The sequence below is a fragment of the Corallococcus sp. AB011P genome (assembly GCF_003611605.1).
Lineage (GTDB): Bacteria > Myxococcota > Myxococcia > Myxococcales > Myxococcaceae > Corallococcus > Corallococcus coralloides.
In genome coordinates this window covers 276,277-302,846 of record NZ_RAVX01000003.1, presented here as the reverse complement: position 1 = coordinate 302,846, position 26,570 = coordinate 276,277, and the positions used below count along the sequence as shown (strand labels likewise).

Genomic DNA, 26,570 nt, shown 5'->3' with positions numbered 1-26,570 from the left:
CACCGCGCCTGGACTAGCTAGCGATGGATGGAGGGGCAGTGGCGCACCTGCTACTGCCTCCCCATCCAGTTCAGGACCTCGCGTGCGAAGATGGAGCAGCGGGGCTTGTCCGGGTCGCCAGGGCTCGGCGCAGCACCGTCCCCGCCCATTCCAGCTCTTCCTGCGACAGGTCCATGCCCAGCAGTTCGCTGCCCTTGTCGTGCTCGATGACGATGCCTCGGCCCCGGGAGACATGCGTCCGCGCGTCGCGCACGTCGATGTCCTCAATGCGGGACCTGGGCAGCCGCAGGACCTTCCGGGGCCTCCAGGGGCCGTACCGCGTCGCCTCGATGCCTCGGGAAGAGGCGTTGATGGACCAGCGGCTGGTGGCCTCCCGCGCGACCCACCACCAGAAGAAGGCACCGCAGGCGATGAAGAGGGAGCTCGCAATCACCATCACCTGCGTACTGGCAGCCTGCGGTCCGAGAATCTGTCGCAACTGCCTTAGCAAGAAGAGAGGCCCTCCCACCGCGATGAGGACCGCGAAGGCTCCCTGCGCCGCGTAGGTGGGACGCCATCCACAGGGCGGCAGCTCCAGCGTCAGCCCCCGGGCGTCCTGCCTGAACTGGATGCCACTGCCGTAGGGCAGGTCCGGAAGGCGCTCCCCCGTGAGCGGCGCTTCCTCCAGGCGCGCGGTGACGGAGCGGCGCTGCCCGCCCTCCACACTGAGGCCCAGCCCGAGGAACTTGGAGACGGCCTGTGCCAATTCCACGGCCTCCTCGCGGTCATCGCTGTGGGACAGCACGACCGTCTCGGAAGGCCCCATCAGCGCCACGACGTAGACCTTCGCGATGAAGAGGCCTTCCGTGGACCCCTTGTCACGCTGGTAGAGGGCCACGGACGTGAATGGCTCCAGGGGCTGGGTCTTCGCGCCCAGGGCTTCCCGGTAGCCGGTGCGGCGCCACACGGAGCGGGTCTCCAGGTTCAGCACCACCTTCCACCGCGACGTGAGGTGGTGGATCGCCAGGGCGCCCAGGGCCACCATCAAGATCCAGACGCGCACTTCACCGGCGAAGAAGCCCGTCGTGAAGGCGATGACCGGGAAGGCCAGCGCCAGTATCAGCGCGCCACGGTACAGCCATCCTTCGATGGGACGGACTTCGTGCTCGATGTTCAGGAAGGAGCCGGAGATGGACCAGCGGTGTGAGCCACAGCGCATCCGCCCCACGTTAAAGCCCCTGTGACGGCGGCGAAAGGACAGCACTCCCGTCAGCTCGGGCGCTGATTCATCCGCGATTCATCGAGAGTGAACGCGGAGGGTGTCGCGCTCATGCCGACCTCCCCTCCTGAGCCACCAGACCAGAAAGACAATCAGCCCGACTCCCAGGGCGGCCAATCGGATGAGGGACCCACTCGGCCGGTAGGACCCAAAGCCGATCATGCATGAGGGTTCCCGGAAGAACTCCACGATGGCGTCGAGCATGGACTCCATCGTAGCGCGATGTGGCGAAGCCATCTCAGCGATGGTGGACCTCACTGAGAGTAACACAGACTGCGGCGCCCCCATCCCCTGTCACAGGAGGAAGAACCCGTGGGGGCAGCCTCTACGCAGTGGCCCTGGAGGACGGATCGATGTACGGCCCTCTCGGGGACGGCTGGCTGGCGATGCCACCCGAAGGGACCCCCAAGGCCCGCGGGTCTCACACGGCGGTGTCGACCGGGTCGAGGATGATCATCTGGGGTGGCACGTCGCCGAACTGCGGCTCCGGAGGCGGCGTCTGCTCGGACGGCGCGGCCTATGACCCGGCCACGGACACGTGGGCTCCGCTGCGCACCGAAGGCGCCCCTTCCGCGCGCTCCGAGCACATGGGACTGTGGACGGGCAACGCCCTCTTCATCTCTGGGGAGGCATGGGGGCGGCGGCTCGGATGCCCCCTTTCGGATGGTGCTTTGTGGGTCCCGTAAGCGGCTGGGTTCTCCCTACGACGAAGGCTCCCCATGCGTAGATTGACATGGTTTGAGAAGGTGTTCGGGGGTGGCCTCCTGGTGAGCCTCATCGCGGGTCTGGCTCTCGCCGCATGGGCGCTTCACCTGAGCGGTAGGCCTTTCGTGATTCGCAATGAGAGCGGTCGAGCCGTCGAGCTCGTCCTCGTCGGAACAACAAGCGATCGCATTGAAGCGGTCGTGCCCGTGTCGAAGCAGACGCCGGTCATTCGGTTGGCCAATGGTGAGCGCACTGAACTGAAGTACGACTTTCAGAGCGTGAATCTCTGTTGGCTTGTCGTCTCCGAGGAGGGCGGCGACGCCCGCGTCGTCAAGACGCCCCTGACGCGGTCAGCCCCCAACGCGTGTTCTATCGAAGCAGAGGAGGCTCGCCCCTGCTGCAGCCCATTGCCGCGGGGGCTGGAGTTCGTGATTCCACTGCCGAGCGAGTTGGAACCCGCGCCGCCGGAAATCCTGAAGGCTGCCAACCTCCCGCGGAAGCCCTGAGGTCTTGTTTCACCAGACCAGACTCAGGCAGACCGCACCCTCGGCTTACACCTTCACGGTCTTCACCAAGGGCAGCTCACGGACGCGGGTGCCCGTGAGCGCGAACACCGCGTTGGCCAGGGCCGGAGCCACGGGGGGCACTCCGGGCTCTCCCACGCCTCCGGGGCGGCCGTCGCTGGGGATGATGTCCACGTGGATGCGCTTCGGCGTCTCCGCGATGCGTGCCAGGCGGTAGTCGCGGAAATTGCTCTCCACCACGGCGCCGTCCTTCATCGTGATGGCGCCGTAGAGCCCCAGGCTCAGGCCGAACACCACCGCGCCCTCCATCTGCGCCCGCACGCGCTCCATGTTCACGATGGTGCCCGCGTCCGCGACGATCCACGCCTCGTCCACCCGGATGCGCTCGTCCGCGTCCTTCACCACCGACACCACCACCGCCACGTACGTCAGGAAGCTGCGGTGCGCCGCCAGGCCCAGCGCCCTTCCCTCCCGCTTTCGCTCCTCCCAGCGCGACAGGCCCGTCACCCGCTCAATCACCCTGCGCAGCCGCGCCGTGTCCACCGGGTGCTCTTCAATGGACTGGCCGTAGTTCGGAATCTTCGCCACGCCCAGGTCCTTGGGCGTCACGATGCGCGACGGCCCCAGTACCTCCAGCAACGTGTCTCGCGGATCCGTGCCGCGCTCGTGCGCCAGTTCGTCGATGAAACTCTGCACCGCGAACGCGTGGTAGATGTTCGCCACGGACCGCAGCCAGCCGATGCGCGTGTGCGCCCGCGCCTCGCAGTTCTCCATCCGCACATCGGGGATGGCCAGCGGCAGGTCCACGATGCCCTGCCCCATCTCTCCGTCCCCCGCGAACGTCGCGTCGGAGAACGTGGAGCCGATGGGCGGGAACGCGATGCGCTGATGCCACGCCACCACCTTGCCGCTCGCGTCCAGGCCCGCCTCCAGCCGCTGCGCGCTCGTGGAGTGGTAGTAGTCGTGGCGCACGTCGTCCTCGCGCGTCCACTGCAGGCGCACCGGCGCGCCCACCGCCTTCGCCACGAGCGCCGCCTCCACCACGTAGTCCGGCTTCGACTTGCGGCCGAACCCGCCGCCCAACAGCGTCACGTGGATGATCACCTTCGACGGGTCGATGCCCAGCGCCTTCGCCACCTCGCTGCGCGCGGCCTGCGGGTTCTGCGTCGTGGCCCACACCTCGCAGGTGCCGTTCTCCACCTTCGCCACCGCCGCGGGCGGCTCCATGGGCGCGTGCGCCAGGTGCGGCGTGTTGTACGTGGCCTGCACCCGCTTCGCCGCCTTCGCCAGCGCTCCTTGCGCGTCGCCGACGTTGCGCACCACCTTGCCCGGCTTGCCAATCACCTCCAGCAGCTGCTCGCGGTACGCCTCCGAGTCGTAGACGGCGTTGTCCCCGCCCTCCCACGTCACGTCCAGCACCGCGCGGCCCTTCATCGCCGCCCAGGTGTTATCGGCCACCACCGCCAGACCTCCCAGCGGCTGGAACAGGAAGGGCTTCGTCGCCGCCGGCAGCTCCACCACCTGCCGCACTCCTGGCACCGCCAGCGTCTTCGTCGCGTCGTAGCGGGCCACCTTGCCTCCCGCCACGGGCGGACGCGCGATGACCGCCGTGCGCATCCCCGGCAACACGACGTCCGCGCCGAACACCGCCCGGCCCGTCACGATGTCCGGCCCGTCCAGCAGCGGCAGCTCCTTGCCCAGGTGCTTGAGCTCGCTTCGCGGACGGAGCGTCACCGCGTCCTTCTTGGGCACCTTCAGCTTCGCCGCGTCACCGGCCAGCTCGCCGAACTTGAGCGTCCGCTGCGTGCCCTTGTGGAACACGGCGTGGTCGCGCGCCTCGCACTCCGTGGGCGCCACCTTCCAGCGCTTCGCCGCCACCGCCACCAGCATCGTGCGCGCCGTCGCGCCCGCGTAGCGCAGGTCGTCGAAGATCTTCCGCACGCTGCTGGAGCCGTCCGTGTTCTGGTCGCCGTAGGCCTCGTCGCCGTCGCCCTGGACCACCTTCACGTGGGCCATGTCCGCGCCCAGCTCGTCCGCGATGAGCACCGGCAGCGAGCTGCGCACGCCCTGCCCCATCTCCGAGCGGTGGCAGACAATGGTCACCACGCCGTCCGGTGCCACGTGCACGAAGACGTTCGCCCTCAAGCCCCCCGTGGGCACTTCCGGCAGCGACGTGGGCATGGGCGCGGCGTGTGCCCTCGCGGGCAGGAACACCTCCAACCCCAGGCCCGCGGCCACGAGTCCCATTCCTTCGAGCACGGAGCGGCGCGACAGACGGATGCGCGTGTCTTGCATGGTGGTGGCCCTCACTCCGTCGGCAGTCCCGCCGCCTTCTTCACGGCGGTGCGGATGCGCGTGTACGTCCCGCAGCGGCAGAGGTTGCCCGCCAGCGATTGATCGATCTCCGCGTCGGTGGGCTTCGGCTTCTTCGCCAGCAGCGCCGCCGCCGTCATGATCTGCCCCGCCTGACAGAAGCCACACTGCGGCACCGCCAGGTCCACCCACGCCTTCTGCAGCGGGTGCGAGCCGTCCGGCGACAGGCCCTCGATGGTCATCACCTCGCGGCCCTCCGCGCGGCGCACCGGCGTCACGCACGAGCGCACCGCCGCGCCGTCGATGTGCACCACGCACGCGCCGCAGAGCGCCTGGCCGCAGCCGTACTTCGTGCCCGTCAACGTCAGCACGTCGCGCAGCGCCCAGAGCAGCGGCATCTCCGGATCCACGTCCAGCACGTGCTCGGTCCCATTCACTCGCAGACGGATGCTCACGGTCGGCTCTCCTCGCGCGGGCACTCCGCGCCGTCCTTCACCCACGCGGCCACCAGGGCCCCGAACTCCGCCTGCGTTCCCGGCGCCGGAACCCGGTCCGCTCCGGGCTTCCAGCCCCAGCCCACCAGCTCGTCATGCGCCGAGTGCTCGATCAATTCCGACAGGCTCTTGCCGCCGTTGCGCGCTGGATCCTTCAACTGCTCGCACAGCGCGCGCGGCGTGCGCCCCTCCCACGCCATCACCTTGGGCGCCACGTGCCACTTGGGCGCGCCGGGGACCCGCGCCAGCTGCGCGTTGCGGTCCTGGTGACAGGAGGTGCATTCCAGGCCGGGCACACCCTGGTCCTCGGGGCCCCGGACCACCGGCGGATCATGGACCTGGCTGTTCTCCCCCTGCAGGGGGCTGTCGCCCACGGGGTGGCAGTTGACGCAGCGGGGATGCAGCATCACCCGGCTCGCCTCCAGGAACAGCGCCCGCGAGCGCTCCTTCTTGTCGCCAATGCCCGCGAAGGCCTCTGGCGGCCGGAGCGTTTGCGGATCCGAAGGCGGCGGCACCACGACCGGATGCGCCGCGCGGCCTCCGCATCCCGCGCTGAACAGGAGCGCCAGCGACATCCCCGCCGCTCCCGCGCCCAGCACGGCTCCCAGTGCCTTCGAGCGAAGATTCATCGTGACCCGTCCATCCCTTCGGCCAGTGGTCGTCCGGCCCCACACGTAGCGTCGCGAGGCCGGAGGGGCCATGCTGCCCGCTCCCGCCCCCCGTGAGCCTGTCAAAATGCCGCATGGCCTGTGAAGGTTTTCTTCAGAACGGGCCCAACCCCGGGAGTGGGCGGCGCCGTCACGCACCGTGAGGGACGGCGGCGATCGTGAAGGCTTCGTGCCTGGGTGACAGGTGCCGCGGGCGGGATTGACGGAATGTCTTTCGCGGCCGCTGGGGGGGTCCGCGCAAGTGTGCGGAATCGCGTGGGCGGGGCGTTGGAACGCGGTGTGTATTGGGAAGCGCGCAAGGAGATAGCCCGCCATGCGCCAGAGCCCCGTGTCGTCTGTGTTCTCCCTCACCCGCCTCTTCGTCGAGCAGTGTGCCCGCTGGAGGCTGCGCGAGGAGGTCATCGCGTTCATCCTCGAGTTCGGCACTCCCGCCCGGGCGTGTGGTGCCACCCACCTCACCGTGCACGAGCGCGACCTGCCGGTTGCGCTGCGGGACTCGTCCCTGGCGCGGCAGGCGCGAGGGTGGATCCTCATCCTCAACGACGAGGACCGGCTCCTCACCTGCTACCGCCGCCAGGACGCGTCGCGCTTCCTCAAGCAGAAGTCCAAGCGCCGTCCCGCGGGCGTGACCCGGGACCGCGACGACTTCCTGCGCGGCCTCCAGTTCGCTCCGGCCTGAATCAGTCGAGCCCCGTCTTGCCCACCGCCCAGTAGGCCTTCACCTTCGGCGTGGCGCGTTCGCCGTCGCCGCGCAGCCGCGAGCGCAGCGCCTGGATGGACTGCGCCCGGCCCGTCATCACCAGCGTCGCACCGGGCTTCGCTCGCAGGGCTTCGCGCAGCCGTTCGTGGACCTGCGTCAGGTGCGCGTCGCCTGCCGTGCGCTCCACGTCCTGGCCCTCGAAGCCCAGCTCGCGCAGCGCGGACGCGCAGTCCTCGCGGCGTGTCACCTCGAAGATGGGGGTGACGTCGCGCTTCGCTCCGGTGCGGAACGCGTGCGCCACCGCGAAGGACGTTTCGTCACCGAAGAGCACCACCGGCGCGTCGCCGGACTCCAGCGCCACCGAGCGCCGGGGGCCGAAGAACCGCACCGTGTCGCCAGTGCGCACGTCGCGGCCCCACTTCGCTCCCGGGCTGTCGCCGTGCAGGTACACCAGGAAGGCCGTGGCGCCGCGCGCTTCGTCCCACGACAGCGGCGTGTACGTGCGCATGCCCAACCCTGGCAGGAAGACCTGCACCTTGTCGCCGGGGGACCATCCCTGCCCCCGCAGCGCGGGTCCTTCACAGTCAATCTGTCGAAAGGCGCGCGAGACTTCGCGCACCTGGGTGACCTTCGCTTCGGTGAAGAGAAAGCGGCCCAGCATGCTTCCGAGCATGGCCTTGGCGTTTGCCATCAGAGCCTCCGTTCAGGCGTTCATACGCCGCCTGCTCATGCACGGCTCGTGAAGTTGCGTGAAGGCGTCCTCACCTTCCAGGGCAGAGACCCCCACGAAAGGAACCGGACATGGGCTCCTGGCATCCCCGGGTGCGCTGGCTTCGGACCGGCACCAGTGTCCTTGCCATCCTGGCAGCCGGCGGCTGTGCGATGGGCCCGGATGAATTCGGGCCGCAGGTGACGTCGAGCTCGACGCCCCTGGACAACCCCATGTCCCAGTTCCGGGAGGTGCTGGCGCCCTACGGCACATGGATGAACCTGCCGGACGTCGGCTGGGTCTGGAAGCCGGACCCGAACGAGGTGGGTGCGGGCTTCGTCCCGTATTCCACCAGCGGCCGGTGGGTTTCCAGCGATTGGGGATGGACCTTCGAGAGCGATTCGGAGTGGGGCCAGGCGCCGTTCCACTATGGCCGGTGGTTCAAGACGCCGTCGGAGGGCTGGTTGTGGTGGCCTGACAGTGAGTGGGCCCCTGCCTGGGTGGACTGGCGTTGGGGAAATGGCTTCGTTGGCTGGCAGCCCCTCGCGCCGCCAGGCATCAGCACCGGATTGAGCTGGACGTTCGTGAGCGCGAACAACTTCGTGCAGCCCGACGTGGGGTCGCATCTCCTTCCGGAGTCACGCGTCCAGGAGCTGATGCGCCAGACGCAGCCCGTGGGCGAACACGTGGTGGCTCGCGAGGGGTACTGGAACCGGGGGCCGGAGCCGGAGGAGGTTGCACGGGTCACCGGGCAGGAGGTGCCGCTCGCGAGGCCGATGACTCCGCCCACGGGTCATCCTCCTCGTGCATCGGCCGCGAGCTCAGAGCCCAGGGCGCATGAAGCCCCCGTGTCTACGCCGGCTGAAGGAAGCGCCCGTCGACCAGGTGGTCGATGACCTCGCGGGCGGATTGCGGATCCAGCCGCTCCTTCGTGCCCAGGTGTGACACCGCGCTGGAGACGGTGGTGGGTTGATCGAAGGCGGCCAGGGCGGCGAGGAGGATGGCGCCGTCCTCGCCCTGGGTCAGGGTGGGGTCGGTGAACTTTCGTGGACTGACGGACGGGGCACAGCTCAGGGTGATGCCGTCCACCGAGCGCAGGACCGTCACCGGCTCCTTCGCCAGCTTCGCGGGCGCCCGGTGGCTGCCCAGCCAGTCCCCCAACGTGAAGCGCTCCGTCGAGGGCGCGGTGTTCTTGAGCCGCGTGCGCCCGTGGAGTTCGACGCGCTTCCTCGCGTCCCGGTGCTTCCAGGCCAGTTCGTCCACCCGGTCCGAGTTGCGCTGTACCGCGGCCTCCAGCTCCTTGTCCTTGAAGCGGATCATCGGCACGGACACGTCGCCGGGCTCGCGGCGCTCGAAGTAGCCGAGGAACTCCGCGAACGTCTTCGCCTCCGTCACCATGTCGAAGCGCGCGGGGTGCTCCGTGACGAGCGCCCCGGGCTGCGCCTCCAGCCGCTGGTAGCCCACCACGCAGTCCAGGCCGATGATGCGCTCCACCAGCCGCAGCTCCTCCGCGAGCCGCTCCCGGCTCGTGAACGGCAGGCCGCCGATGCCGGAGATTTCGATCTCCACGTTCGGATGGCGGCGCACGGACTCGATGACCTCCAGCAGCTCGCGGTCCTTCGCGCAGGGCTTGAGCAACCCCTTGGACATCTGCTCCAGCCGCTGCTGTTCGGAGAAGCAGCCGATGTCGATGACCATGTAGATGCGCTGGAAGGTCTCCGCGAGCGCCGAGACCAGTTCCACTCGCGGCACGCCCCAGAGGAAGTACGTGCAGCAGTGGCGCGACAGGTCCACGCCCGCCCAGGTGCTCCCCAAAAACTCCGCCGTGCTTCCTGCGAAGTCGTAGCGCATCTGCCACGTCCGGCTGGCGATCTCCTGGTGATCCTTGCGCACGTTCTCCTCGGCGCGCAGGAACGGCTTCGCGCGCCCGAAGTCCGCCTTCTGGTTGCCTCGCGCGCCGCCGCAGTAGAGGCAGTTCTCGCCGCAGCCCTTGCCGGGCGCGACCCAGCCGGAGAAGGAGTGCGCATCCATCTGGCTGAGGAAGATCTCGTTGAAGTGCGAGTAGTAGACGTCCTGCGTGTTGGTGGTGCGCTGCACGTACGCCAGCGGCAACCGGCGGGGACGGCCGTCCGGCGTCCGCGTCACGACGTTGGGCGGGGCTTCCTCTCCGTTGCAGAGCGCCAGGAGGGGGACTTCTCCATCGCCCAGGATGACGTGGTCGATGCAGTCGTAGCCGCTCAACTCCTTCCACCAGTACGACGCGGAGTTGCCGCCCACGACGATGCGGATGGAAGGGTCGATCTTCCGGATGGTCCGCGCGATGAGCAGCGCACGGTCCACGTGGTGGAACCACTTGAGACTGATGCCGATGAGCTTGGGGCGAACTCGGGCGATGAGGCGCTCGAAGGACTGCGTTACCTCTCCTGCGCTCTCGTCCCCGTCCCACAGCCGCACGAAGGCTTCGATCCCGCCGCGCCGCAGGTAGCTCGCCAGGTAGAGGATGCCGCACGTGGCTTCGCCCGTTCCGGCACCGACGAGGAGGACTGGCGAAAGGGCACGACCACTGCTCATGGGACGACCACCGGCATGTGGGAGGGAAACGGGGCCAGCGTATAGGCGAATCCGGGCAGGCCCCGCGTGGATTCGTCGCCTCCCCTCCTCCCGGGCCGCCGGCCTGCTCCCTGGACGGCCCCTCTCCGCAGTAGGGTCCGCGCCTCATGAGTTTCCTGAGATCCACTGCCGGTGGCACGACCTTGCCCCCATCGTCGTGGCCTTCAGCCTGGGATGTGCCTCCGTCGCGATGGACACCGAGACGGATTGCATACAGCGACACCCAGGCCTCCCAGAAGCATGCGGCCTCACCGCCGCCGAAGCATCGGCCATCATGGCCGCAGGGGTCGGCGCCACCAGCACGCACGCCAGCTCGGAGGCGGACGACTATGTGGATGATGCACGCCTGCCTGCGTGGAAGAACAGGTGCCTGCGAAACTGGAACGCCTGCGTGGACGGTAGATTCTCAGGTCCCTGCACTGACTGTCTGCGCAGGTGCGAGGGGCAACACGATTGGCCCCTTGATATGTGCCGCCCCTCCAAGCCGAAGCGGTGAGACCCGAATGAGCACACCCGACTGGAGCCCGTTCCGCGACCTTGCACGGCGTGTCCTTCGCGAGGGAGCGCCACTGACACTGAGTGACGAGGTGCGCACCCTCATGCTTCGCACCGCCGAGGAGGTCTCCATCGCGGATGCCGATGCCGCTTTGAGCACCAGCGCCGGGGCGCTGGCTTTGGTGCAAGAGGCCGAACGGCGCATCGCCGAGGGGTCGAACCGCCTGACGGACGCACTGCATCGGATGTGGAGCTTCCAGCGGCAAGGTGACTTTGACAGCGCGCGCCAGCAGATGCGCGACGTGCTCGCGGTCGAAGTCGTCCCCTACTACCGCGAACTCGCCTTGGAACAGCTCTCCGGCATGTCCGACGAGCCGTGACAGCTGAAGCGAGGTACCGGAGCAGGACCCAGGGCTTCACGGACGATCGTTGAGCCGGCGCGCCCCTGCCGTCTCACGGCCGCGGACACCACCCGCCTCCGGCGCCGATGGCTTCCGTCCCCGCCTGCGCCGCCGCCGCTTCGAGGCAGCGCCCTGGGGCTGTCCGCCCAACGTCCGCAGCACCTGCGCGCGCACGCCGCCGTCCAATCGCAGCTGTTGCATGAGCGCTTGCACCTGCTTCGCGCCCTGGGGATTGCGCAATCCCTCTCCCAGCCGCTCGACGATGTCGATGCGCAGCGCCACCGGCCCGATGACCTCGTAGCCGAAGGACCGCGCGCTCCGGCCGGCCAGCGCCGACACGTTCAGCGCCGGCTCCTGGGGGATGCCCTGCGGACACGGCGCCTGCTGGAACAGCGCCGTCAACATGGCCCGCCGCTCCAGCGCCTGGGGCGACAGGGCCTGGGCGACGTAGAGGTACCGCTGGCCCTCGTGGACGCCCTGCGCCTTCAGCCGCTCCCGCGACTCCTCGTCCAGGAGCCGCCACTGCTCGCGCGCCTCTGCCTGGGAGATGACGCCCAGCCCTTCCGCCAGCTGGTAGGCCACGGCTCGCGTCGCCGGTGAGCGGCTCGCGCTCGTGAAGGACTCCGCGGGAAAGCCTCCCATGGCCTCCGTGACCAGGTCCTTCGCCAGCGCCACCAACCGACGCTCCAATCGCTGACGCGCGCCTCCCGTCCACACCTCCGGCTCCGCCAACGCCAGCTGCGGAGAGCGCCGGTCGCGCCCCCGCACCAGCCGGGCCAGCGGCTGCGCCTCGAAGGAGATGCGCCCCGTTGCGTCCACCTCGAAGGCGTCGTGCGTCGCGTCCACCACGCGCTGGACGAACTGCTCCTCCGTCATCAGCGCGCCTTCCGCGCCCGGCACCTCCGTCAGCAGCAGCCCCAGCTTGGCGAACGGACTGTCCGAAGCACCAGCCTGCGGCTGCGCGTTGGCCCTCACGAAGCGGCGCGCGCTCCTCCTCGCGGCCCGCTGTACGAAGCGCTCCACCAGCCGCTCATGCAGGGCATCCCCCAGCGCGTCCTCGATGCGGCGCGTGCGCTCCTGCCAGGCCTCCGCGTCGTTCAGCCAGCCCGGACGATGACTGATGTACGTCCAGATGCGGATGGCCGCGAGCCGGTCCATCAGGGTGTGGATGTCCCCAGAGGCATCGTCCAGCGGTGACACCTGCCGGCCCAACCAGGTGGGATCCAACTTCCCGTCCCCGGCCGTCAGCTGGAGGAACGTCTCTCGCAGCAGCGCGACGTGCTGCCCGAAGAGGCCCTTGCGGAAGTCCGGGATCTGGCAGACCTGCCACAAGAGCTCCACGGAGGCCTTGTCGGTGGTGAGCTCGCGGATGGCCGGCACGGCGGACAGCCCCTTGAGCGCGTCGAAGTCATCCGCGCGCTCCACCCGGACGAAGGCGCTGTCGCGCGGCGCCCGCGACAGCGAGTCCAGCAGCGCCTCCGGGCTGGAGAAGTCGAGCGAGGAGTTGCGCCAGATGAGGCTGCGCACCGCCGGGAAGCGGTGGGTTTCGATGGCGGAGACGATGCGCGGCGGCAGCTCCGGCAGCGTGTTCAGCGCGCCGAAGCTCCCGTCGTTGAGGTGGCGACCCGCGCGGCCGGCGATCTGCGCCAGCTCATCCGGATACAGGTCGCGCTGTTCGGCGCCGTCGTACTTGGAGAGCGTCGCGAAGGCCACGTGGTTGAGGTCCAGGTTCAACCCCATGCCAATGGCATCCGTGGCCACGAGGTACTGGACCTCGCCGGACTGATACATGGCCACCTGCGCGTTGCGCGTCCGGGGCGACAGCGCGCCCAGCACCACCGCCACCCCACCCCGCAGGCGGCGCAGCGATTCGGCCAGCTCGTAGACGCGGTCCGCGGAGAACGCGACCACCGCCGAGCGCGGCGGCAGGCTCTTCAGCGAGCGGCGCCCGGCATAACGCAGCTGCGACAGGCGCATGGCGCGCTTCATGGATGCATGCGGAATCAGCGCCTGCACCATGGGCCGCATGGTGTCCGCGCCCAGGAACCAGGTCTCCTTGCGCCCGCGCGCGTGCAGCAGCCGGTCCGTGAAGACGTGCCCGCGCTCCCGGTGCGCGGCGAGCTGGATTTCATCCACCGCGAGGAAGTCCACCTCCCGGTCGGTCGGCATCGCCTCCACGGTGCAGATCCAGTAGTCGGGCCGGGCCGGCACGCGCTTCTCCTCGCCCGTCATCAGCGCGACCCGGCCCTCGCCCACCTTTGCGGTCACCCGGTCGTAGACCTCACGGGCGAGCAGGCGGAGCGGCAACCCGATGATGCCGGAGTCGTGCTCGAGCATCCGTTCGATGGCGCGAAAGGTCTTCCCGGTGTTCGTGGGCCCCAGCTCCGCCACGACGACGGACGGCCGGCTGGATGGGCTCGAGCTCATTGGCGAAGACTAACCCCGAACCCCCTCCTCCGCCCTGGAGGCCGCAAGGGATGTTCGCGGACAACGTCCCCGCCCGCCGCCCGGCGTGGAGGCAGGCGTCGGGGGCGGGACGGACAGGCGCGGCGCTGCCGGCACGCGGGGGCAGATGGGATGGACGGCGCTGCCCGGGCCCCCCAGCTTCCGGACACGCAGCCTCCCGGGGGCAATGCCATGGCCGACACGCACTCGCAGCCGTCCGAGACCGACCCGGGGGAGCTGGGGGTCCGCATCACGCTGCTCAACGCCGCGCTGGCGACCAAGGTCGTCTGCGTGCGGCGCTACACACGCCATGCCCTGCTGGCCGGAGGCGCCTGCCACGAGGCGATGAAGGCCGCGTTCGGCCTGCACGCTCGCGACGAGCAGGACCACGCGATCAGGCTCGCCGAGCGCATCCAGCAGCTGGGCGGCAGGCCGGACTTCAACCTTGGAGGGCTCATGTCCAGCGGTGACACCCAGGACGACGAAGGGCGGACGCTGGTGGAGCTGCTGCGCGAGAACCTGGAGGCGGAGCGCATCGCCATCGCGTCGTACCGCGACCTCATCCCCTACTTCGCGGAGCGGGACCCCACCACGCGGCGGCTCTTGGAGGAGCTCCTCGACGAAGAGGAGGCACACGCCAACGTCCTGCACACGCTCTTGAAGCCTTGAGACCCCGGCCCGGTGGGTTCCTCGGGCGGGTCCCGAACGGACCCGCCGGGCCGAGGTTCGTCGCCGAGCTTCTTCAGGTGCCCGTCGCCACCCGCGCGTCGCGGTAGCGGACCATCCGCTTCAGCGACGGATCCCACAGGTTCAGCCGCAGGCACCCGACGATGTCCTTCAGCGTGAGCGCGGTGACGTGCGGCCCCTGGAGCTCCGGGATGGACGCCATCGCCTCCGGCAGCCGGTAGAACGGGATGCGCGGGTTGAGGTGGTGCACGTGGTGGTAGCCGATGTTGCCCGTGAACCACTCCATCACCGGCCCGAAGCGCATGTAGCTGCTCGCCTCCAGCGCCGCGTCCGCGTGGTTCCACGACGCCTCCGGCAGGATGGCCACGTCGTCGAAGTTGTGCTGCGCGTAGAACAGATACGTGCCCAGCGCGTACGCGGCGAACAGCGGGCCCAGGAAGGCGGTCAGGTAGACGCCCAGGCCGAAGCAAGCCCAGACGGCCGCGGACAGGGCCACGTGCACTCCCAGCGCGAGCCCGGACGTCCAGTAGCGCTTCGGGTTCTTCACGAACGGCTGGAGGCACAGGCTGTAGAGGAACGCGGTGAAGTAGCCGAACAGCTGCGTCACCGGGTGGCGCTCCACCACGTAGCCCAGGCGCTGCGCGCCGGTGGCCTTGCGCCATTGGTCCGTGGTCCAGGTGGCGAAGGTGCCCGCCGAGTCCGCCGCGATGCGCGCGGTGTTGGCGTGGTGATGGTTGTGCGTGTCATTCCAGATGCGCGCTGGCGTGAGCGTGAGCAGCCCCTGCACCTGGAAGAGCGCCTTGGCCCACCGGGACTTCGGCAGGAGCGCCCCGTGCATCGCGTCGTGGAAGAGGATGAAGCAGCGGATGAGCACCAGCGCTTCAATGAGGCCGCCCACGATGCGCAGGGGCCACCACGGCGCGGCCACCGCCAGCACCACCGCGCCAACGAGCGCGGCGTAGGTGGAGCCGAGCGCCCAGAGGGAGCGCGCGGTGTCCTGGGCCGCGAAGGGACGCGTGCGGGCAATGAGGTCCTTGCTCGATGGCGACGCGGTTCGTTCCATGGGGACAGGGCTCCAGCGGTGACCGCCCGGCGACACACCGGGACGGATGACCGCGAGCGTTGTCCCATCCCCATGTCATGGCCGGGTCAGCGCTTCGCATGCGCGCGGAGTGGGCCCTTCGCGTCATGGATGACGCGCAAGGCCGTGTGTCAGCGCTTCTTGCGCCAGGCGCGAAGCTCCGCCTTCTTGTGCTTGCCCACCTCGTCCAGCCGGGCCTGCCAGGTTTCACGGTGGGGACGCAGGGCCTCCGCCACGGCGCGGGCCACCACGAGGTTGCGGTACCACTTGGCGTCCGAGGGCACCAGGTGCCAGGGCGCCTGCTGGGTGGACGTGCGAGCGAAGACGTCCTCATAGGCGCGCGTGTAGTCCGCCCAGTGCTTGCGGTCCTCCCAGTCACCCGCGGCGATCTTCCACGCCTTGCGAGGCTCCTCCTCGCGCGCCAGCAGCCGCTGCTCCTGCTCCTCCTGGCTGATGTGGAGGAAGAACTTGAGGACGAGGGTGCCGTGCTCGGAGAGCAGGGTCTCGAAGTCGCGGATGTGCTGGTAGCGCGACTTCCAGAGCGCTTCAGGGACCAGGTTGTTCACCCGCGCCACGAGCACGTCTTCGTAGTGGGAGCGGTTGAAGATGGAGAACTCGCCCTGGCGCGGGGTCTTGAGGTGCACGCGCCAGAGGAAGTCGTGCTCCCGCTCCTCCGTGCTGGGCACGCCGAAGGAGGTGACGCTCACCCCGCGCGGATTGAGGCTGCCCACCACGTGCTTGATGGTGCCGTCCTTGCCGGCGGTGTCGCGCCCCTGCAGGACGATGAGGACGGAGTTCATCTTCGCGCCCCACAGCAGGTCCTGCAGGTCGAACAGCTCCTCGCCCAGCGCGTCGAACTCCGCCTTGGCCGCCTCCTTGTCCGCCTTCTTCGGAGGGGTGGTGGGAATGCGCTCCAGCTTCACCTTCGCGCCCTGCTTGTCGTTGCGGATGGTGTCCATGGTCCTCTTCGCTCCTGTTGTGGGCGGCAGCGTGCCTGGAGCGACGGCGGATTCACACCGTTCCGAGCCAGGAAGGCGGCAGAACGTCCGAGTCGAACCTTTCGAGGACCCTCCGGCACAGGCCGTGGCGGCTGGACAGCCCGGCAGCAGTGGCGCGGCGGCTTCAATACTTGTGATTGCGCTCGCGACAAACCGTGAAACCAGAACCTGAAGTCACCCTGGCGAACCCAATCCGCCTCCAGAAATCAATTCCTCACAACTTCTCATCTCGCCCGTCCAGCTTTCGTCCCCCGTCGCGCCGTTCCGACCCGCCACATCACGAGAGCCAGATGTTCCAAACCCCCATCCCCCTGCCGCCGCGCCTTCGTCTGTTGTACGCCCTGGTGCTGCTGCCCTCCCTGGCCAGCGCCGCCTCGACCACTGCTCCCGCTTTCGACCTGGAGCGGCTGAGCCTCAACCCCACATCGAGCGCCGCGCTCGGCACGGCGGCGGGCGGACTGCGCGAGCCGGGTGAGCTGCGCCTGTCCCTGGCGGCGCACCACGAGCGCTCGCCGCTCACGCTCTACCGCGATGGCGAGCGGATGGACGCGCTCGTCAGGTCGCGCACGCAGGTGCAGCTTGCGGGCACCTATACGGTGAGCAAGCGGTTCGAGGTGGGCGCCATCCTCCCCCTGATGGCCCACCAGGACACCCACGGGTTCTCCGACGTGGGCATGACGACTCCCTCGTCATGGGGCCTGGGGACGCCGGTGCTGCAGGGGCGGCTGGGGCTCCTGGATGAGGCGTCCGCGCCGGTGTCGCTGGCGGCGGAGCTGGCGGTGGGCCTGCCGGTGGGCAACAAGGATTCGCTCCAGGGCAGCGGCGGCTGGGACGTGACGCCGCGCGTGTCCGCGGGCCGCACGGTGGGGCCGGTGGTGCTGGGCCTGGAGGCGGGCATCCGGCTGCGCAACCGCACGGCGGTGGGTTCGAACGCGGTCGGCTCGGAGCTGCCCTGGGCCGCCACCGTGGCCACCACGGGGCACAAGCTGCGCGGCGAGCTGGGCCTGCGCTCCGCGGTGCCGCTGACGGACAGCCCGGTGCCCGTGGAGCTGCTGGCGGGCGGCCGCTACGCGCTGGGGTCCCGCATGGAGGTGTTCGCGCTGGGCGGCCCCGGTCTGGGCACCGCGCCGGGCACGCCCGCCTTCCGCGTGATGGCCGGCCTGTCGGTGTCCGCGCTCCAGGCGGTCCAGCCGGTGATGCGTCCCCGCATCACCGAGGCCCCCGCCCCTGCTCCGGTGGTGGCCGTGGCGCCGGAGCCGGCTCCGGTAGAGCCTCCGGTGGCGATGGTGGACGTGTGCGCCCCGAACCAGAGCCATTCGCTGGAGCAGTGCCCGGACCTGGATGACGACAACGACGGCGTCGCCAATGCCAAGGACTACTGCCCGGTGGATCCCGAGGACCGCGACGGCTTCCTCGACGAGGATGGCTGCCCGGAGGTGGACAACGACGGCGACACCGTGGTGGACGCGGTGGACAACTGCCCGATGGTGGCCGGCCCCACGTCGAACCAGGGCTGCCCGGCGAAGCAGAAGCAGTGGGTGGTCATCACCCAGGAGCGGCTGGAGATCCGGGAGAAGGTCTACTTCGCCACCGGCCAGGCGCGTGTGCTGCCACGTTCGCTCCCGCTGCTGGAGCAGGTAGCGAAGGTGCTCATCAACCACCCGGAGCTCAAGCGCATCCTGGTGGAAGGCCACACCGATTCGCGCGGCCGTCCGGAGACCAACCGGACGCTGTCCCAACAGCGCGCCTCCGCGGTCGTCCAGCACCTGGAGATGCGCGGCGTCCCGGCGGGCCGGCTGATGGCGGCCGGCCGCGGCCCTGACGTCCCCGTCGCTTCCAACAACACCGCAGCCGGCCGTGAGCTCAACCGGCGCGTGGAGTTCCACATCGAGCCGGAGCCCGCCTCCGGCCAGGCCGCGCGCGACTGATCCGCCGCCCAATCCCTCTCCCAATCCATCTCACAACCCCCTCCCAATCACTCCCACAACCCCTCCTCTTCGGATCATTCCATGTCAACCTCCTCCTATCGCCTCCTCTTGGGGGCCCTGGCCGCGCTTTGCCTGAATGCCCATGCGACCACCGAGGCCTCACCTGTCTCCACCGCCGTGTCCCCTCGCCAGGTGGCCGCGGCGCTTCCCGACGCGCCCCCCGCGGCGCCCGTCATCCTGACCCCCACGCTGGGGCTGCTGCTGTCCACCGCGCTGCCGTTCTTCAGCGGCACCGCGGAGGCCGGCGCGCAGGTGACGCTCAGCCTGGATGGGAATATCGCCGCGACGGTGACGGCGGATGTGAATGGCCGCTGGAGCTACACGCCGTCGCTGCTGGAGCTCTTGTCCAACGGGGTGCACACGCTGGTGGCGGTCAGCACCAACATCGCGGGCCAGACGGGCCCCGCGGCGAGCGTGCAGTTCAGCATCCTGGCCCTGGGGCCGGAGACGGTCATCCTCAGCGGCCCGGCGCTCTCCACCGCGCAGCAGCAGGCGCGCTTCACGTTCGCGTCTTCGGCACTGCTGGTGTCGTACGAGTGCGCGCTGGACAGCGACACGTTCGTGGCGTGTGACACGCCTCGCGACTTCACGGGCCTGGCCGAGGGCCCGCACCAGCTCCAGGTGCGCTCCAGGGACCTGCTCGGGCTGCTGACGGACAACACGCCGGCCACTTATTCGTGGACGGTGGACCTCACGCCGCCGAAGACGACCTTCACGTCCACGCCACCGGCCTACAGCAACGCCCCGACTTCGGCGTTCGCCTTCCAGGCCTCGGAGCCGCGGTCCACGTTCACCTGCGCGCTGGACAGCGGCCCAGCCCTGCCGTGCGCTTCGCCGCACCTGACGCTCCTGCTGGCGGACGGGCCTTACACGCTGGCGGTCCGCGCTCGGGACACCGCGGGCAACCAGGAGGCGGAGGCCACGACCTACTCCTGGACGGTGGACACGGTGGCGCCGGGGGTCTCGCTGGTGACGTCGCCGCCGAAGGTGCTGGCCGGAACGGCGGCCTCGTTCGGCTTCGCCGCGACCGAGGCGCTGGCCACGTTCCAGTGCAGCGTGGGCGGGCTGGAGTTCCAGGACTGCCTGTCGAACATCACGCTGGAGAACCTGCTGCCCGGGACGCACACCCTCCACGTCCGCGCGGTGGACGCGGCCGGCAACATCGGCGTCGCGGTGAGCTACACGTGGGAGACGACCCCGGCCGGCGGCGGCACCACGGACCCGGGCCCGGGCACCGGCGGTGGCCAGACTCCGGACGACTCCGGAGTCATTGGCGGCACGCTCGACGACGAGCTGCTCGGCGGCGGCCTGGGCTGCGGCGCCACGTCCCCTGCGCCGGCCATGTGGGCCGGCGCGCTGCTCGCGGGCCTGATGGCGCGCGCCCGCCGCCGCAAGTCCTGAGCCTCCCCCCTTCACCCGTCACACCGCACGGGGCGGTCCATCGAGCCGCCCGGTGCACGCCTTCACCCCTACCTGTCTTCTTCGCGCGGACGTTCGAGCAGCGGCAGAACTGGATCCGGAAGGACTGACGTCGCCCCCGCGCGCTTTCGCGGTGACACGAGGCGGGGCGCGCGGTGTTCCCCTCCCATCGCAGCAACCGGGAGGGGAACACATGGCAGGACATCGATTCATCGCGAGCACCCTGGGCGCCTTCGCGCTCGCCGGGCTCGCGGGCTGCACCGACACCGCGGCCTCCGTGGAAGCCACCGCCGAGCCCGCGACGTCCCAGGCGGAGCTGGCGTCCGTGGCGCAGGCCGCCGCCGGCAGGAAGCATTTCCAGGAGGCCCTGCCCGGCACCAACGGGCGCTCCTGCGCGACGTGCCACGTATTCGCGGACGACACCGCGCTCACGCCCGCGCATGTGGAGGCGCTCTGGGCGCGGAACCCCGCGGATCCGCTGTTCAACCGCATCGACGCGGATGACCCCACCGCCCCCGTGCCCACCTACGAGCACCTGAAGAAGGGCCTGGTGCGCGTGGTGCTCCCCCTCCCCGCGAACATGGACGTCATCGACGTGCAGGGGAACATCATCACCGCCGCGGACCGCAAGGTGTCCGTCTGGCGTGCCGTGCCGAGCATCGCCGACACCGGCTTCTCCGGCCCCTTCCAGTTCGACGGCCGCGAGACCGACCTGGTCACCCAGGCCCAGAGCGCCGTCACCAGCCACAGCCAGGGCGGCACGGTGGCGCCGGCCGTGCTCCAGCGCATCGCCGCGTTCGAGCGCAGTGTGTTCAGCTCCCCGCGCGCCCGCTTCGTGTCGGAGCTGCTGGAGCGCGGCTGGCCGCTGAGCGCCATCCCGGATCCGGACGCCCTGCTCCTGCTCGACGCGTCCGAGCGGCGCGGCCGCGACGTCTATGCCCTGGCCTGCGAGGCCTGCCATGGCGACCGCACGCGCAACCGCATCGTGAACCGCGACACGCACGACGCGCTCTTCTACGCGCTCAAGCCCGACGGCAACATCCAGTACACCGTCACGCCCGGCGGCCTGCCCGAACCCGTGCGCGCGCCCCGCCCCCACAGCGAGTTCCTCAACGCCGGCTACGCGTACATGACCTACCTGGGCCAGCGCGGCGTCGTGCCCCTCTACAACACGACCGTCGACTTTCCCCAGTACCGCTTCCGCTTCTACACGGATGGCACGCGCCAGCACGCCGTCACGGACCTGCCTCCCATCCCCGTCACAGCGAGCGGCGACCCGGATGACATCAACCCCGCGCTGGATGAGAACGGCGCGCCCATCGTGGGCCCCGCGCTCGCGGCGCAGTGGTACTCCACCGACCCCGGACGCGCGCTGATCAGCGGCGACCCCGCGGAGTTCGAGGCCTTCGACGTGCCGTCCCTGCGCGGCATCGCCCGCACCGCGCCGTACTTCCACGACAACAGCCACGCCACGCTCGCGGAGACGGTGGACACCTACAGCCGCTTCATCCTCCCGGGCATCCCTTCCGTGGGCGCGCTGCCGGTGCACCCGCCCGAGTTCCCGGGCGGGCCGCCGGAGTCCCTCGGCCCCGCGCAGAAGAAGGACCTGCTGCGCTTCCTCCAGCGGCTGTAAGCGCCCTTCAGCGCCGCCACTCCAGCTCCGGCGCCGGCACCCGGGGCGGAGGCGGCAGGAAGGTGTGCGCCAGTCCCCGCAGGCCCCGCGCGAAGAACTCCTCGCGGATCCACTGGCTCAGCGCCGCCGCCTCGCCCTCGTGCCCCGGCATCAGGCCGAAGGTCGCGTGCCACTCCACGAAGGTCTGCCCGGTCGCCGTCACCGGCGTCACCCGCAGCTTCGCCACGTAGTCGCGCACGGGCAGCGGGCCCTCCACCATCGCGTACGCATAGCTGCGTGCATGCGGGTCGTGCTCCAACCGCGCCTCCAGGTACACCTCGCCGTCGCGCGTGGTGAGCCGGCGCAGGGGGCCGGAGTCGGGACGCGTCACCCGCTCGCTGGAGACGACGCCCGGGTGCCAGCGCGGGAGGCTGTCAAAGCCTCCCACGCGGTCCCAGACCACGTCCGCGGGTGCCTGGATGAGCTGACTCGCATAGGCCTCGGCCATCAGTGCCTCAGGTCGTTCTTGCATGGACATGCTCAAGAAGGGGCTCCGCCCCGGGGGCGGCCATGCGACTGGAGGGCGCCCCACCGTCCACGGGCGGGCCTCCGGGCGCAGGGCGTGCCCCTTGGACGGAACGCGCTCCCCTCAGGCCGTGCGGCCCTGGAAGCCCTCGTAAAGCCATACAGTCAACGGACCCGATCCCCCACCACATCGCATCGCATTCATGCCGCCCCCCATGTCAGGCATTGAGGCGCGTGATGTGGAGCAAGAGCAGCGGAGTCGGAATCGTCCGAAAGGGCTGTTGTAAGCGCTCCGCATCCCGGGTCAGTCTGCGTGTGGCCCCGCGATCACCGGCCCACCTGGGGGGACTCGCCCTCCAGGGCATCGACTGGCGGGATGTGAAGCATTGTCCCGGCATGTCTGTTGAAGGCGCATGGTGCATGCCCCCTTGCCGAGGAGATGCCCGATGACCTCCGCTTCCATCACCGAGTACGAAACGCGCCTCTACTGGCAGGGAGACCGGGGCGCGGTGCTGACGAGCGACCATGCGCCCCCCGTTCCGATTGGCCGCCCGCTGTGCGGCCAGCAAGGCGGGCCCGAGGACGGGCGGTGGGACCCGGAGGCGCTGCTGGTGGGCGCGGTGGAGGGGCGCACGCTGCACGCGTTCCTGGACGGGGCCCGGGAGGCGGGCGTGGACGTGCTCTTCTACCAGAGCTCCGCCACGGCCCGGCTGGTGAGCGGGAGCCCTGAGCAGGCCGCCCACTTCACCGACCTCATCGTCCGGCCGCACGTCGCCGTGGGCAGTCCGCGGGAGGCGGAGGACGCACGCCAGCTCTTCGCCCGGCTGCCGGAGCGCTGCTTCCCCAGCTCCATGCTCCAGCTCACCCCGCGCATCGAGCCGGTGGTGGAGGTCTGGGCCCACGCCCGTCGTGTGGACACCCCCGCAGCTGTCGAAAACCACGCAACTGCTCCCGGCGAGGCGGACGCGGCGGTTCCCTGGGGGAGCGGCATGCGCAGTGTGGAAGGACATGCCGACGAATCCACAGACGAATCCGCCCACGAAGCCGGTGAAGGAGCCGGAACCGAAACCCACGCCTGAGGTTGATCCGCCCCGGCCGCCCGCGCCGGAGAAGGATCCACCGCCGGGTGAGCCCCAGCGCCGGGAACCCCCTCCACCCCAGCAGGACCCGGAGGTGGAGCCGGGCATCCAGGACCCACCCGCGCATGACCCCAACCATCCGGGGCCGCCGACGATCATCGCGTGACCGGCCGCCCGAGGCGCCCGTGCCGCGCGGCGGGTGAGCGCCCGCCCGCGCGGCGTCGCGGATCACCACAGGCCTGACACACACTGCGTCCGAGCGCGTTCACCAAGAGGAAACGACTTACGCTCTCCCCTGGACCTTCGTCCAATGACTGCGTTGGATGCCTTCACGCGGCGATGCACGTCGATGCGAGGAATCATAGAGTGAGGTGCGCTCGTCGCGCGCCATGCTCCCGTCCTCCTCGCCCTCTCACCTCCTCCGGATTCTCGCCGTCGCCGCCGCGTGCGCGGTGCTCATGGGCCTGGTCGCGGCCTGGAGCGAAAGCCAGTCAGCGGGTGTCCGCATCGCCCTGCTGGCGGTGAGCGCGTTCGTGCTGGCGGCGGTAGGCGCGGGGGCCGCGCTTCGCTCGCGGGCCCGGAGCGAGCGCGAGTGCGCCCGGCTGCTCGACAAGGCGGATGACGCGCGGGCGCTGCGCGACGCGGTGATGGACATCACGCCGGTGGGCTTCGCGTTCTACGACCGCGACCTGCGCTACGTGCACGTCAACGCCGCGCTCGCCGCGATGAACGGCCTGCCGGCGGACGCGCACCTGGGCCGCCACGTCTCGGAGGTGCTGCCGGCGCTGGGCACGGCGCTCGCGCCCCGGCTCGCCCGCGCGCTGGAGTCGGACGCCCCCCTGCAGGACCTCAGCCTCCAGGTGGAGACGCCCGCCGCGCCCGGCGAGACGCGCTTCTGGTTCGGGAGTTACTCGCGCGTGCGCGGCTCGGGCGGCGCGGTGCTGGGCGTCATCGCGTCCCTGTCGGAGGTCACCGAGCGGATGCGCGCGGAGGCGTCCCTCCAGGAACACGAGGGGCGCCTGGATGTGCTCACCCGGTCGCTGCCGGACTACCTGTGGGGTGGAAAGCTGCGGGACGGCGTGTTGCGTGACTTCTATTGCACGCCCGTCGTGGAGCGCACCACCGGCTATCCGGCCAGCGCCTTCACCGGCGGCGGTCCCGAGGGCACGCCCTCGCCGCTGTGGGCGGAGATGATCCACCCGGAGGACCGGACGCGCTATCGCGAGTGCATCGAGTCGCTGGCCCTGGCCCCGAGCACGGAGGTGGAGATTGAACACCGCATCATCTGCGCGGACGGGCGCGTGCGCTGGGTGCGCAGCCGCGCGGCGGCCTCCGGCCTGGATGCCCGGGGCGGCGTGCACCTGGGCTGCGTCGTCACGGACGTCACCGACCGGCGGCTCGCGGACGATCTGCGCCAGCGATTGAACGACAGCTTCCGCCGCTCCGCGACGGAGTGGAGCCGCACCTTCGACGCGGTGTCCTCGCCGCTGCTGGTGCTGAGCGCGGAGGGCATCATCCACCGGCTCAACGACGCGGCCCGCGTGCTCTTCCGGGAGGCGGACCCCTCCGGCCAGCCGCTCTCCGCGACCGCCGGGGCGCCGCCCTGGTCCAGCGCGGGTCCGCTGGTGGAGGAGCTGCGCGCGACGCACGGCCGCACCAGCCACGAGGTGCACGACACGGAATCCGGGCGCACCTGGGAGGTATCGGCCGCCTGGGTGGACGAGAAGGCCAGTGAGGACCCTCGCATCATCCTGGTGGCCACCGAAGTCACGCGGTTGCTGGAGCTGCAGGCCCACGTGCGCCGCGGTGAAACGATGGCCGCCATGGGCGCCATCGTCGCGGGCGTGGCCCACGAGGTGCGCAACCCCCTCTTCTCCATCTCCGCCGTCGTGGACGCGGTGGAGGCCACCTACGGCGCCCGGCCGGAGTTGAAGCCCTACCTGGACGTGTTGCGTGGCGAGGTGCGCCGCCTCACCCACCTCACCCAGGAGCTGTTCGAGTACGGCCGTCCCACGCGGGGCGAGTGGACGGACGGCGCCGTGGGCGCGGTGGTCTCCGAAGCCCTGTCCGCCTGCACGCTCACGGGCGACAAGGCGGCCGTGAGGCTCGAGCGCGAGGTGTCCGACGCGCTGCCCCCGGTGCGCATGGACGCGCGCCGCCTGTTCCATGTCTTCCGCAACGTGGTGGAGAACGCCGTGCAGCACTCCCCCCAGGGCACTACCGTTCACGTGACGGCGGAGGCCGTGGAGGAGGCGGGGCGCCCCTGGGTGCGCTGCACCGTCCACGACGGAGGGCCCGGTTTCAAGAGCGAGGACCTGCCCCACGTCTTCGAGCCCTTCTTCAGCAAGCGTCGAGGAGGGACCGGGCTGGGGCTGTCCATCGTCCAGCGCATCCTGGAGGAGCACCAGGGGCGCATCCGCCTGTCCAATCACCCCCAGGGAGGCGCGGAGGTGACCATCCTGCTGCCCGCCCTTTCCCCCGCCGGTAGCACCGGCCCAACTCCGCAGTCACAGGTGTCATGACCCGCACCCGCATCCTGCTCGTGGACGACGAGCCCGGCGTCCGTCTGGGTATGAAGGGCTACCTCACCCAGCACGGCTTCGACGTGGATGAAGCCACCAGCGTCGCCGAGGCCCAGGAGGGCTTCCGCGCGCACCGGCCCGATGTGGCCGTCATCGATTACCGCCTGCCGGACGGCACGGCGCTGGAGCTGTTGCCCCGGCTCAAGGAGCTGGACGCGGCGGTGCCCCTGGTGGTGCTGACCGGGCACGGCTCCATTGAGTTGGCGGTGCAGGCCGTGAAGGAAGGCGCCGAGCAATTCCTCACCAAGCCGCTGGAGCTGGCGGTGCTCAAGGTGGTGCTGGAGCGGCTCGTGGCCCAGCGGCGCGAGCGGCAGCGGCTGCTGGCGGACCGCTCGCGCGCGGTGCGCACGCAGGTGGACCCCTTCCTGGGGAACAGCCCCGCCATCCGCGCGCTGCGCGACCAGGCGGAGCGCGTGCGCGACAGCGACAGCCCGGTGCTCGTCACGGGCGAGACGGGCAGCGGCAAGGGCGTGCTCGCGCGCTGGCTGCATGAAGGTGGACCGCGCAAGGAGTCCCCCTTCGTGGACCTGAACTGCGCGGCGCTGTCCAAGGACCTGCTGGACTCGGAGTTGTTCGGCCACGAGAAGGGCGCCTTCACCAGCGCGGTGGCCGCGAAGCAGGGCCTGCTGGAGGTGGCGGACCGGGGCACGCTGTTCCTGGATGAGATTGGCGACATGGACGTGGCCGTCCAGCCCAAGCTGCTCAAGGTGCTGGAGGAGCAGCGCTTCCGGCGTCTGGGCGACGTGAAGGACCGGCGCGTGGACGTGAGGCTCGTGGCCGCCACGCACCAGGACCTGCAGGTGGCCGCGAGAGAGAAGCGCTTCCGAAGCGACCTGTACTTCCGCATCAGCACGCTCCTCCTCCACGTGCCGCCCCTGCGCGAGCGCGCGGAGGACGTGCCGGTGCTCGCGAGACACTTCCTGGCGGAGATGGGCGCGCACCGGGGCCGCGGCCAGGTGGAGCTGGAGCCCGACGCGGAGCGGGCCCTGATGGCCTACAGCTGGCCGGGCAACATCCGCGAGCTGCGCAACGTGCTGGAGCGCGCGGTGCTCTTGTCCGGCACGTCGCGACTGTCCCGCGGCGCCCTGCGCTTCGAGTCCCTGCTGCCCGCGGAGGAGCCGCTGGGCGAGGACCTCACGTTGGAGGAGCTGGAGCACCGCCACATCGAGCGCGTGCTGGCGCGCGAGGGCGGCCACGTGGAGCGCGCGGCGACGAAGCTGGGCATCTCCCGCAGCTCGCTCTACGCGAAGCTCAAGGGATGGCAGCACAAGGGGTGA

Annotated in this window: 22 protein-coding genes; 12 read left to right on the top strand and 10 right to left on the bottom strand. The window is 70.3% G+C overall.

Going from position 1 to position 26,570, the window contains the following annotated elements; all coding sequences use genetic code 11:
* Positions 1-70: 70 nt before the first annotated feature.
* A complete protein-coding gene (locus tag D7X30_RS11015) occupies positions 71-1,198 on the bottom strand; it encodes a hypothetical protein (RefSeq protein ID WP_120562846.1) in 1,128 nt (375 codons plus the stop codon).
* Between the two features lie 413 nt (positions 1,199-1,611).
* On the opposite strand from D7X30_RS11015, the gene D7X30_RS11005 reads away from it, so the two are divergent.
* Together D7X30_RS11005 and D7X30_RS11000 are read left to right on the top strand one after the other, a co-directional pair.
* Positions 1,612-1,944, top strand: a complete 333-nt coding sequence (locus tag D7X30_RS11005; RefSeq protein ID WP_147443162.1) for a kelch repeat-containing protein — start codon at positions 1,612-1,614, stop codon at positions 1,942-1,944.
* Positions 1,945-2,025: 81 nt separating this feature from the next.
* Positions 2,026-2,469: a hypothetical protein gene (locus D7X30_RS11000; protein ID WP_147443161.1), complete on the top strand. Its 444-nt coding sequence runs from the start codon at positions 2,026-2,028 to the stop codon at positions 2,467-2,469.
* A gap of 45 nt (positions 2,470-2,514) precedes the next feature.
* Here the strand turns inward: D7X30_RS11000 and D7X30_RS10995 are convergent, their stop codons facing one another.
* Genes D7X30_RS10995 through D7X30_RS10985 form a run of 3 tightly spaced genes read right to left on the bottom strand, consistent with a single transcriptional unit; the run spans position 2,515 to position 5,923 of the window.
* The gene (locus D7X30_RS10995; RefSeq protein WP_120562842.1) at positions 2,515-4,782 is read right to left on the bottom strand and encodes a molybdopterin cofactor-binding domain-containing protein; all 2,268 of its coding nucleotides are present in this window, start codon (positions 4,780-4,782) and stop codon (positions 2,515-2,517) included.
* A gap of 11 nt (positions 4,783-4,793) precedes the next feature.
* On the bottom strand, positions 4,794-5,255 hold the full coding sequence (locus D7X30_RS10990) for a (2Fe-2S)-binding protein (RefSeq protein WP_120523719.1): 462 nt from the start codon (positions 5,253-5,255) through the stop codon (positions 4,794-4,796).
* Complete coding sequence (locus D7X30_RS10985; protein ID WP_120562841.1) at positions 5,252-5,923, bottom strand: Isoquinoline 1-oxidoreductase subunit; 672 nt, start codon at positions 5,921-5,923, stop codon at positions 5,252-5,254. Before D7X30_RS10985 ends, D7X30_RS10990 begins: the two co-directional genes overlap by 4 nt.
* A gap of 352 nt (positions 5,924-6,275) precedes the next feature.
* Here D7X30_RS10985 and D7X30_RS10980 point away from each other — a divergent pair, with 352 nt between their 5' ends.
* Positions 6,276-6,641, top strand: a complete 366-nt coding sequence (locus D7X30_RS10980) for a hypothetical protein (protein WP_120562840.1) — start codon at positions 6,276-6,278, stop codon at positions 6,639-6,641.
* Between the two features lies 1 nt (position 6,642).
* Here D7X30_RS10980 and D7X30_RS10975 read toward each other — a convergent pair whose 3' ends face one another.
* Positions 6,643-7,353, bottom strand: coding sequence for a siderophore-interacting protein (locus tag D7X30_RS10975; protein WP_120562839.1), 711 nt, complete (start codon positions 7,351-7,353; stop codon positions 6,643-6,645).
* A 110-nt stretch (positions 7,354-7,463) separates the two neighbouring features.
* Here D7X30_RS10975 and D7X30_RS10970 point away from each other — a divergent pair, with 110 nt between their 5' ends.
* Positions 7,464-8,267: a DUF6600 domain-containing protein gene (locus D7X30_RS10970; RefSeq protein ID WP_120562838.1), complete on the top strand. Its 804-nt coding sequence runs from the start codon at positions 7,464-7,466 to the stop codon at positions 8,265-8,267.
* Here D7X30_RS10970 and D7X30_RS10965 read toward each other — a convergent pair.
* A complete protein-coding gene (locus D7X30_RS10965) occupies positions 8,224-9,942 on the bottom strand; it encodes a radical SAM protein (protein WP_120562837.1) in 1,719 nt (572 codons plus the stop codon). The genes D7X30_RS10970 and D7X30_RS10965 overlap by 44 nt on opposite strands.
* Before the next feature lie 542 nt (positions 9,943-10,484).
* Between D7X30_RS10965 and D7X30_RS10955 the strand changes: the two genes are divergently transcribed.
* Positions 10,485-10,856, top strand: a complete 372-nt coding sequence (locus tag D7X30_RS10955) for a DUSAM domain-containing protein (protein WP_120562836.1) — start codon at positions 10,485-10,487, stop codon at positions 10,854-10,856.
* 36 nt (positions 10,857-10,892) lie between these two features.
* Here D7X30_RS10955 and D7X30_RS10950 read toward each other — a convergent pair whose 3' ends face one another.
* A complete protein-coding gene (locus D7X30_RS10950; RefSeq protein ID WP_120562835.1) occupies positions 10,893-13,304 on the bottom strand; it encodes a helicase-related protein in 2,412 nt (803 codons plus the stop codon).
* 210 nt (positions 13,305-13,514) lie between these two features.
* On the opposite strand from D7X30_RS10950, the gene D7X30_RS10945 reads away from it, so the two are divergent.
* Positions 13,515-13,991 (top strand): bacterioferritin, encoded by a 477-nt coding sequence (locus tag D7X30_RS10945; protein WP_158619238.1) that lies wholly within the window; start codon positions 13,515-13,517, stop codon positions 13,989-13,991.
* Positions 13,992-14,064: 73 nt separating this feature from the next.
* On the opposite strand, the gene D7X30_RS10940 is transcribed toward D7X30_RS10945, so the two are convergent.
* Together D7X30_RS10940 and D7X30_RS10935 are read right to left on the bottom strand one after the other, a co-directional pair.
* A complete protein-coding gene (locus tag D7X30_RS10940; protein WP_120562833.1) occupies positions 14,065-15,072 on the bottom strand; it encodes a fatty acid desaturase in 1,008 nt (335 codons plus the stop codon).
* A gap of 149 nt (positions 15,073-15,221) precedes the next feature.
* Positions 15,222-16,049, bottom strand: a complete 828-nt coding sequence (locus tag D7X30_RS10935) for a PPK2 family polyphosphate kinase (protein WP_120562832.1) — start codon at positions 16,047-16,049, stop codon at positions 15,222-15,224.
* Between the two features lie 329 nt (positions 16,050-16,378).
* Between D7X30_RS10935 and D7X30_RS10930 the strand changes: the two genes are divergently transcribed.
* The 3 genes from D7X30_RS10930 (at position 16,379) to D7X30_RS10920 (ending at position 21,128) form a co-directional block, all read left to right on the top strand.
* Positions 16,379-18,016, top strand: coding sequence for an OmpA family protein (locus D7X30_RS10930; RefSeq protein ID WP_120562831.1), 1,638 nt, complete (start codon positions 16,379-16,381; stop codon positions 18,014-18,016).
* Between the two features lie 81 nt (positions 18,017-18,097).
* Positions 18,098-19,477, top strand: a complete 1,380-nt coding sequence (locus tag D7X30_RS10925; RefSeq protein ID WP_120562830.1) for an Ig-like domain-containing protein — start codon at positions 18,098-18,100, stop codon at positions 19,475-19,477.
* A gap of 211 nt (positions 19,478-19,688) precedes the next feature.
* Positions 19,689-21,128 carry a cytochrome-c peroxidase gene (locus tag D7X30_RS10920; RefSeq protein WP_120562829.1) on the top strand — a complete coding sequence of 480 codons (1,440 nt, stop codon included), beginning with the start codon at positions 19,689-19,691 and terminating at the stop codon, positions 21,126-21,128.
* A 7-nt stretch (positions 21,129-21,135) separates the two neighbouring features.
* Here D7X30_RS10920 and D7X30_RS10915 read toward each other — a convergent pair whose 3' ends face one another.
* Positions 21,136-21,639, bottom strand: a complete 504-nt coding sequence (locus D7X30_RS10915) for an SRPBCC family protein (protein ID WP_158619237.1) — start codon at positions 21,637-21,639, stop codon at positions 21,136-21,138.
* 439 nt (positions 21,640-22,078) lie between these two features.
* Here D7X30_RS10915 and D7X30_RS10910 point away from each other — a divergent pair, with 439 nt between their 5' ends.
* The 3 genes from D7X30_RS10910 (at position 22,079) to D7X30_RS10895 (ending at position 26,570) form a co-directional block, all read left to right on the top strand.
* The gene (locus tag D7X30_RS10910; protein WP_120562827.1) at positions 22,079-22,711 is read left to right on the top strand and encodes an OsmC family protein; all 633 of its coding nucleotides are present in this window, start codon (positions 22,079-22,081) and stop codon (positions 22,709-22,711) included.
* Between the two features lie 389 nt (positions 22,712-23,100).
* Entirely contained in the window at positions 23,101-25,233 is a 2,133-nt protein-coding gene (locus D7X30_RS10900) for an ATP-binding protein (protein WP_120562825.1), read from the top strand.
* A complete protein-coding gene (locus D7X30_RS10895) occupies positions 25,230-26,570 on the top strand; it encodes a sigma-54 dependent transcriptional regulator (RefSeq protein WP_120562824.1) in 1,341 nt (446 codons plus the stop codon). Before D7X30_RS10900 ends, D7X30_RS10895 begins: the two co-directional genes overlap by 4 nt.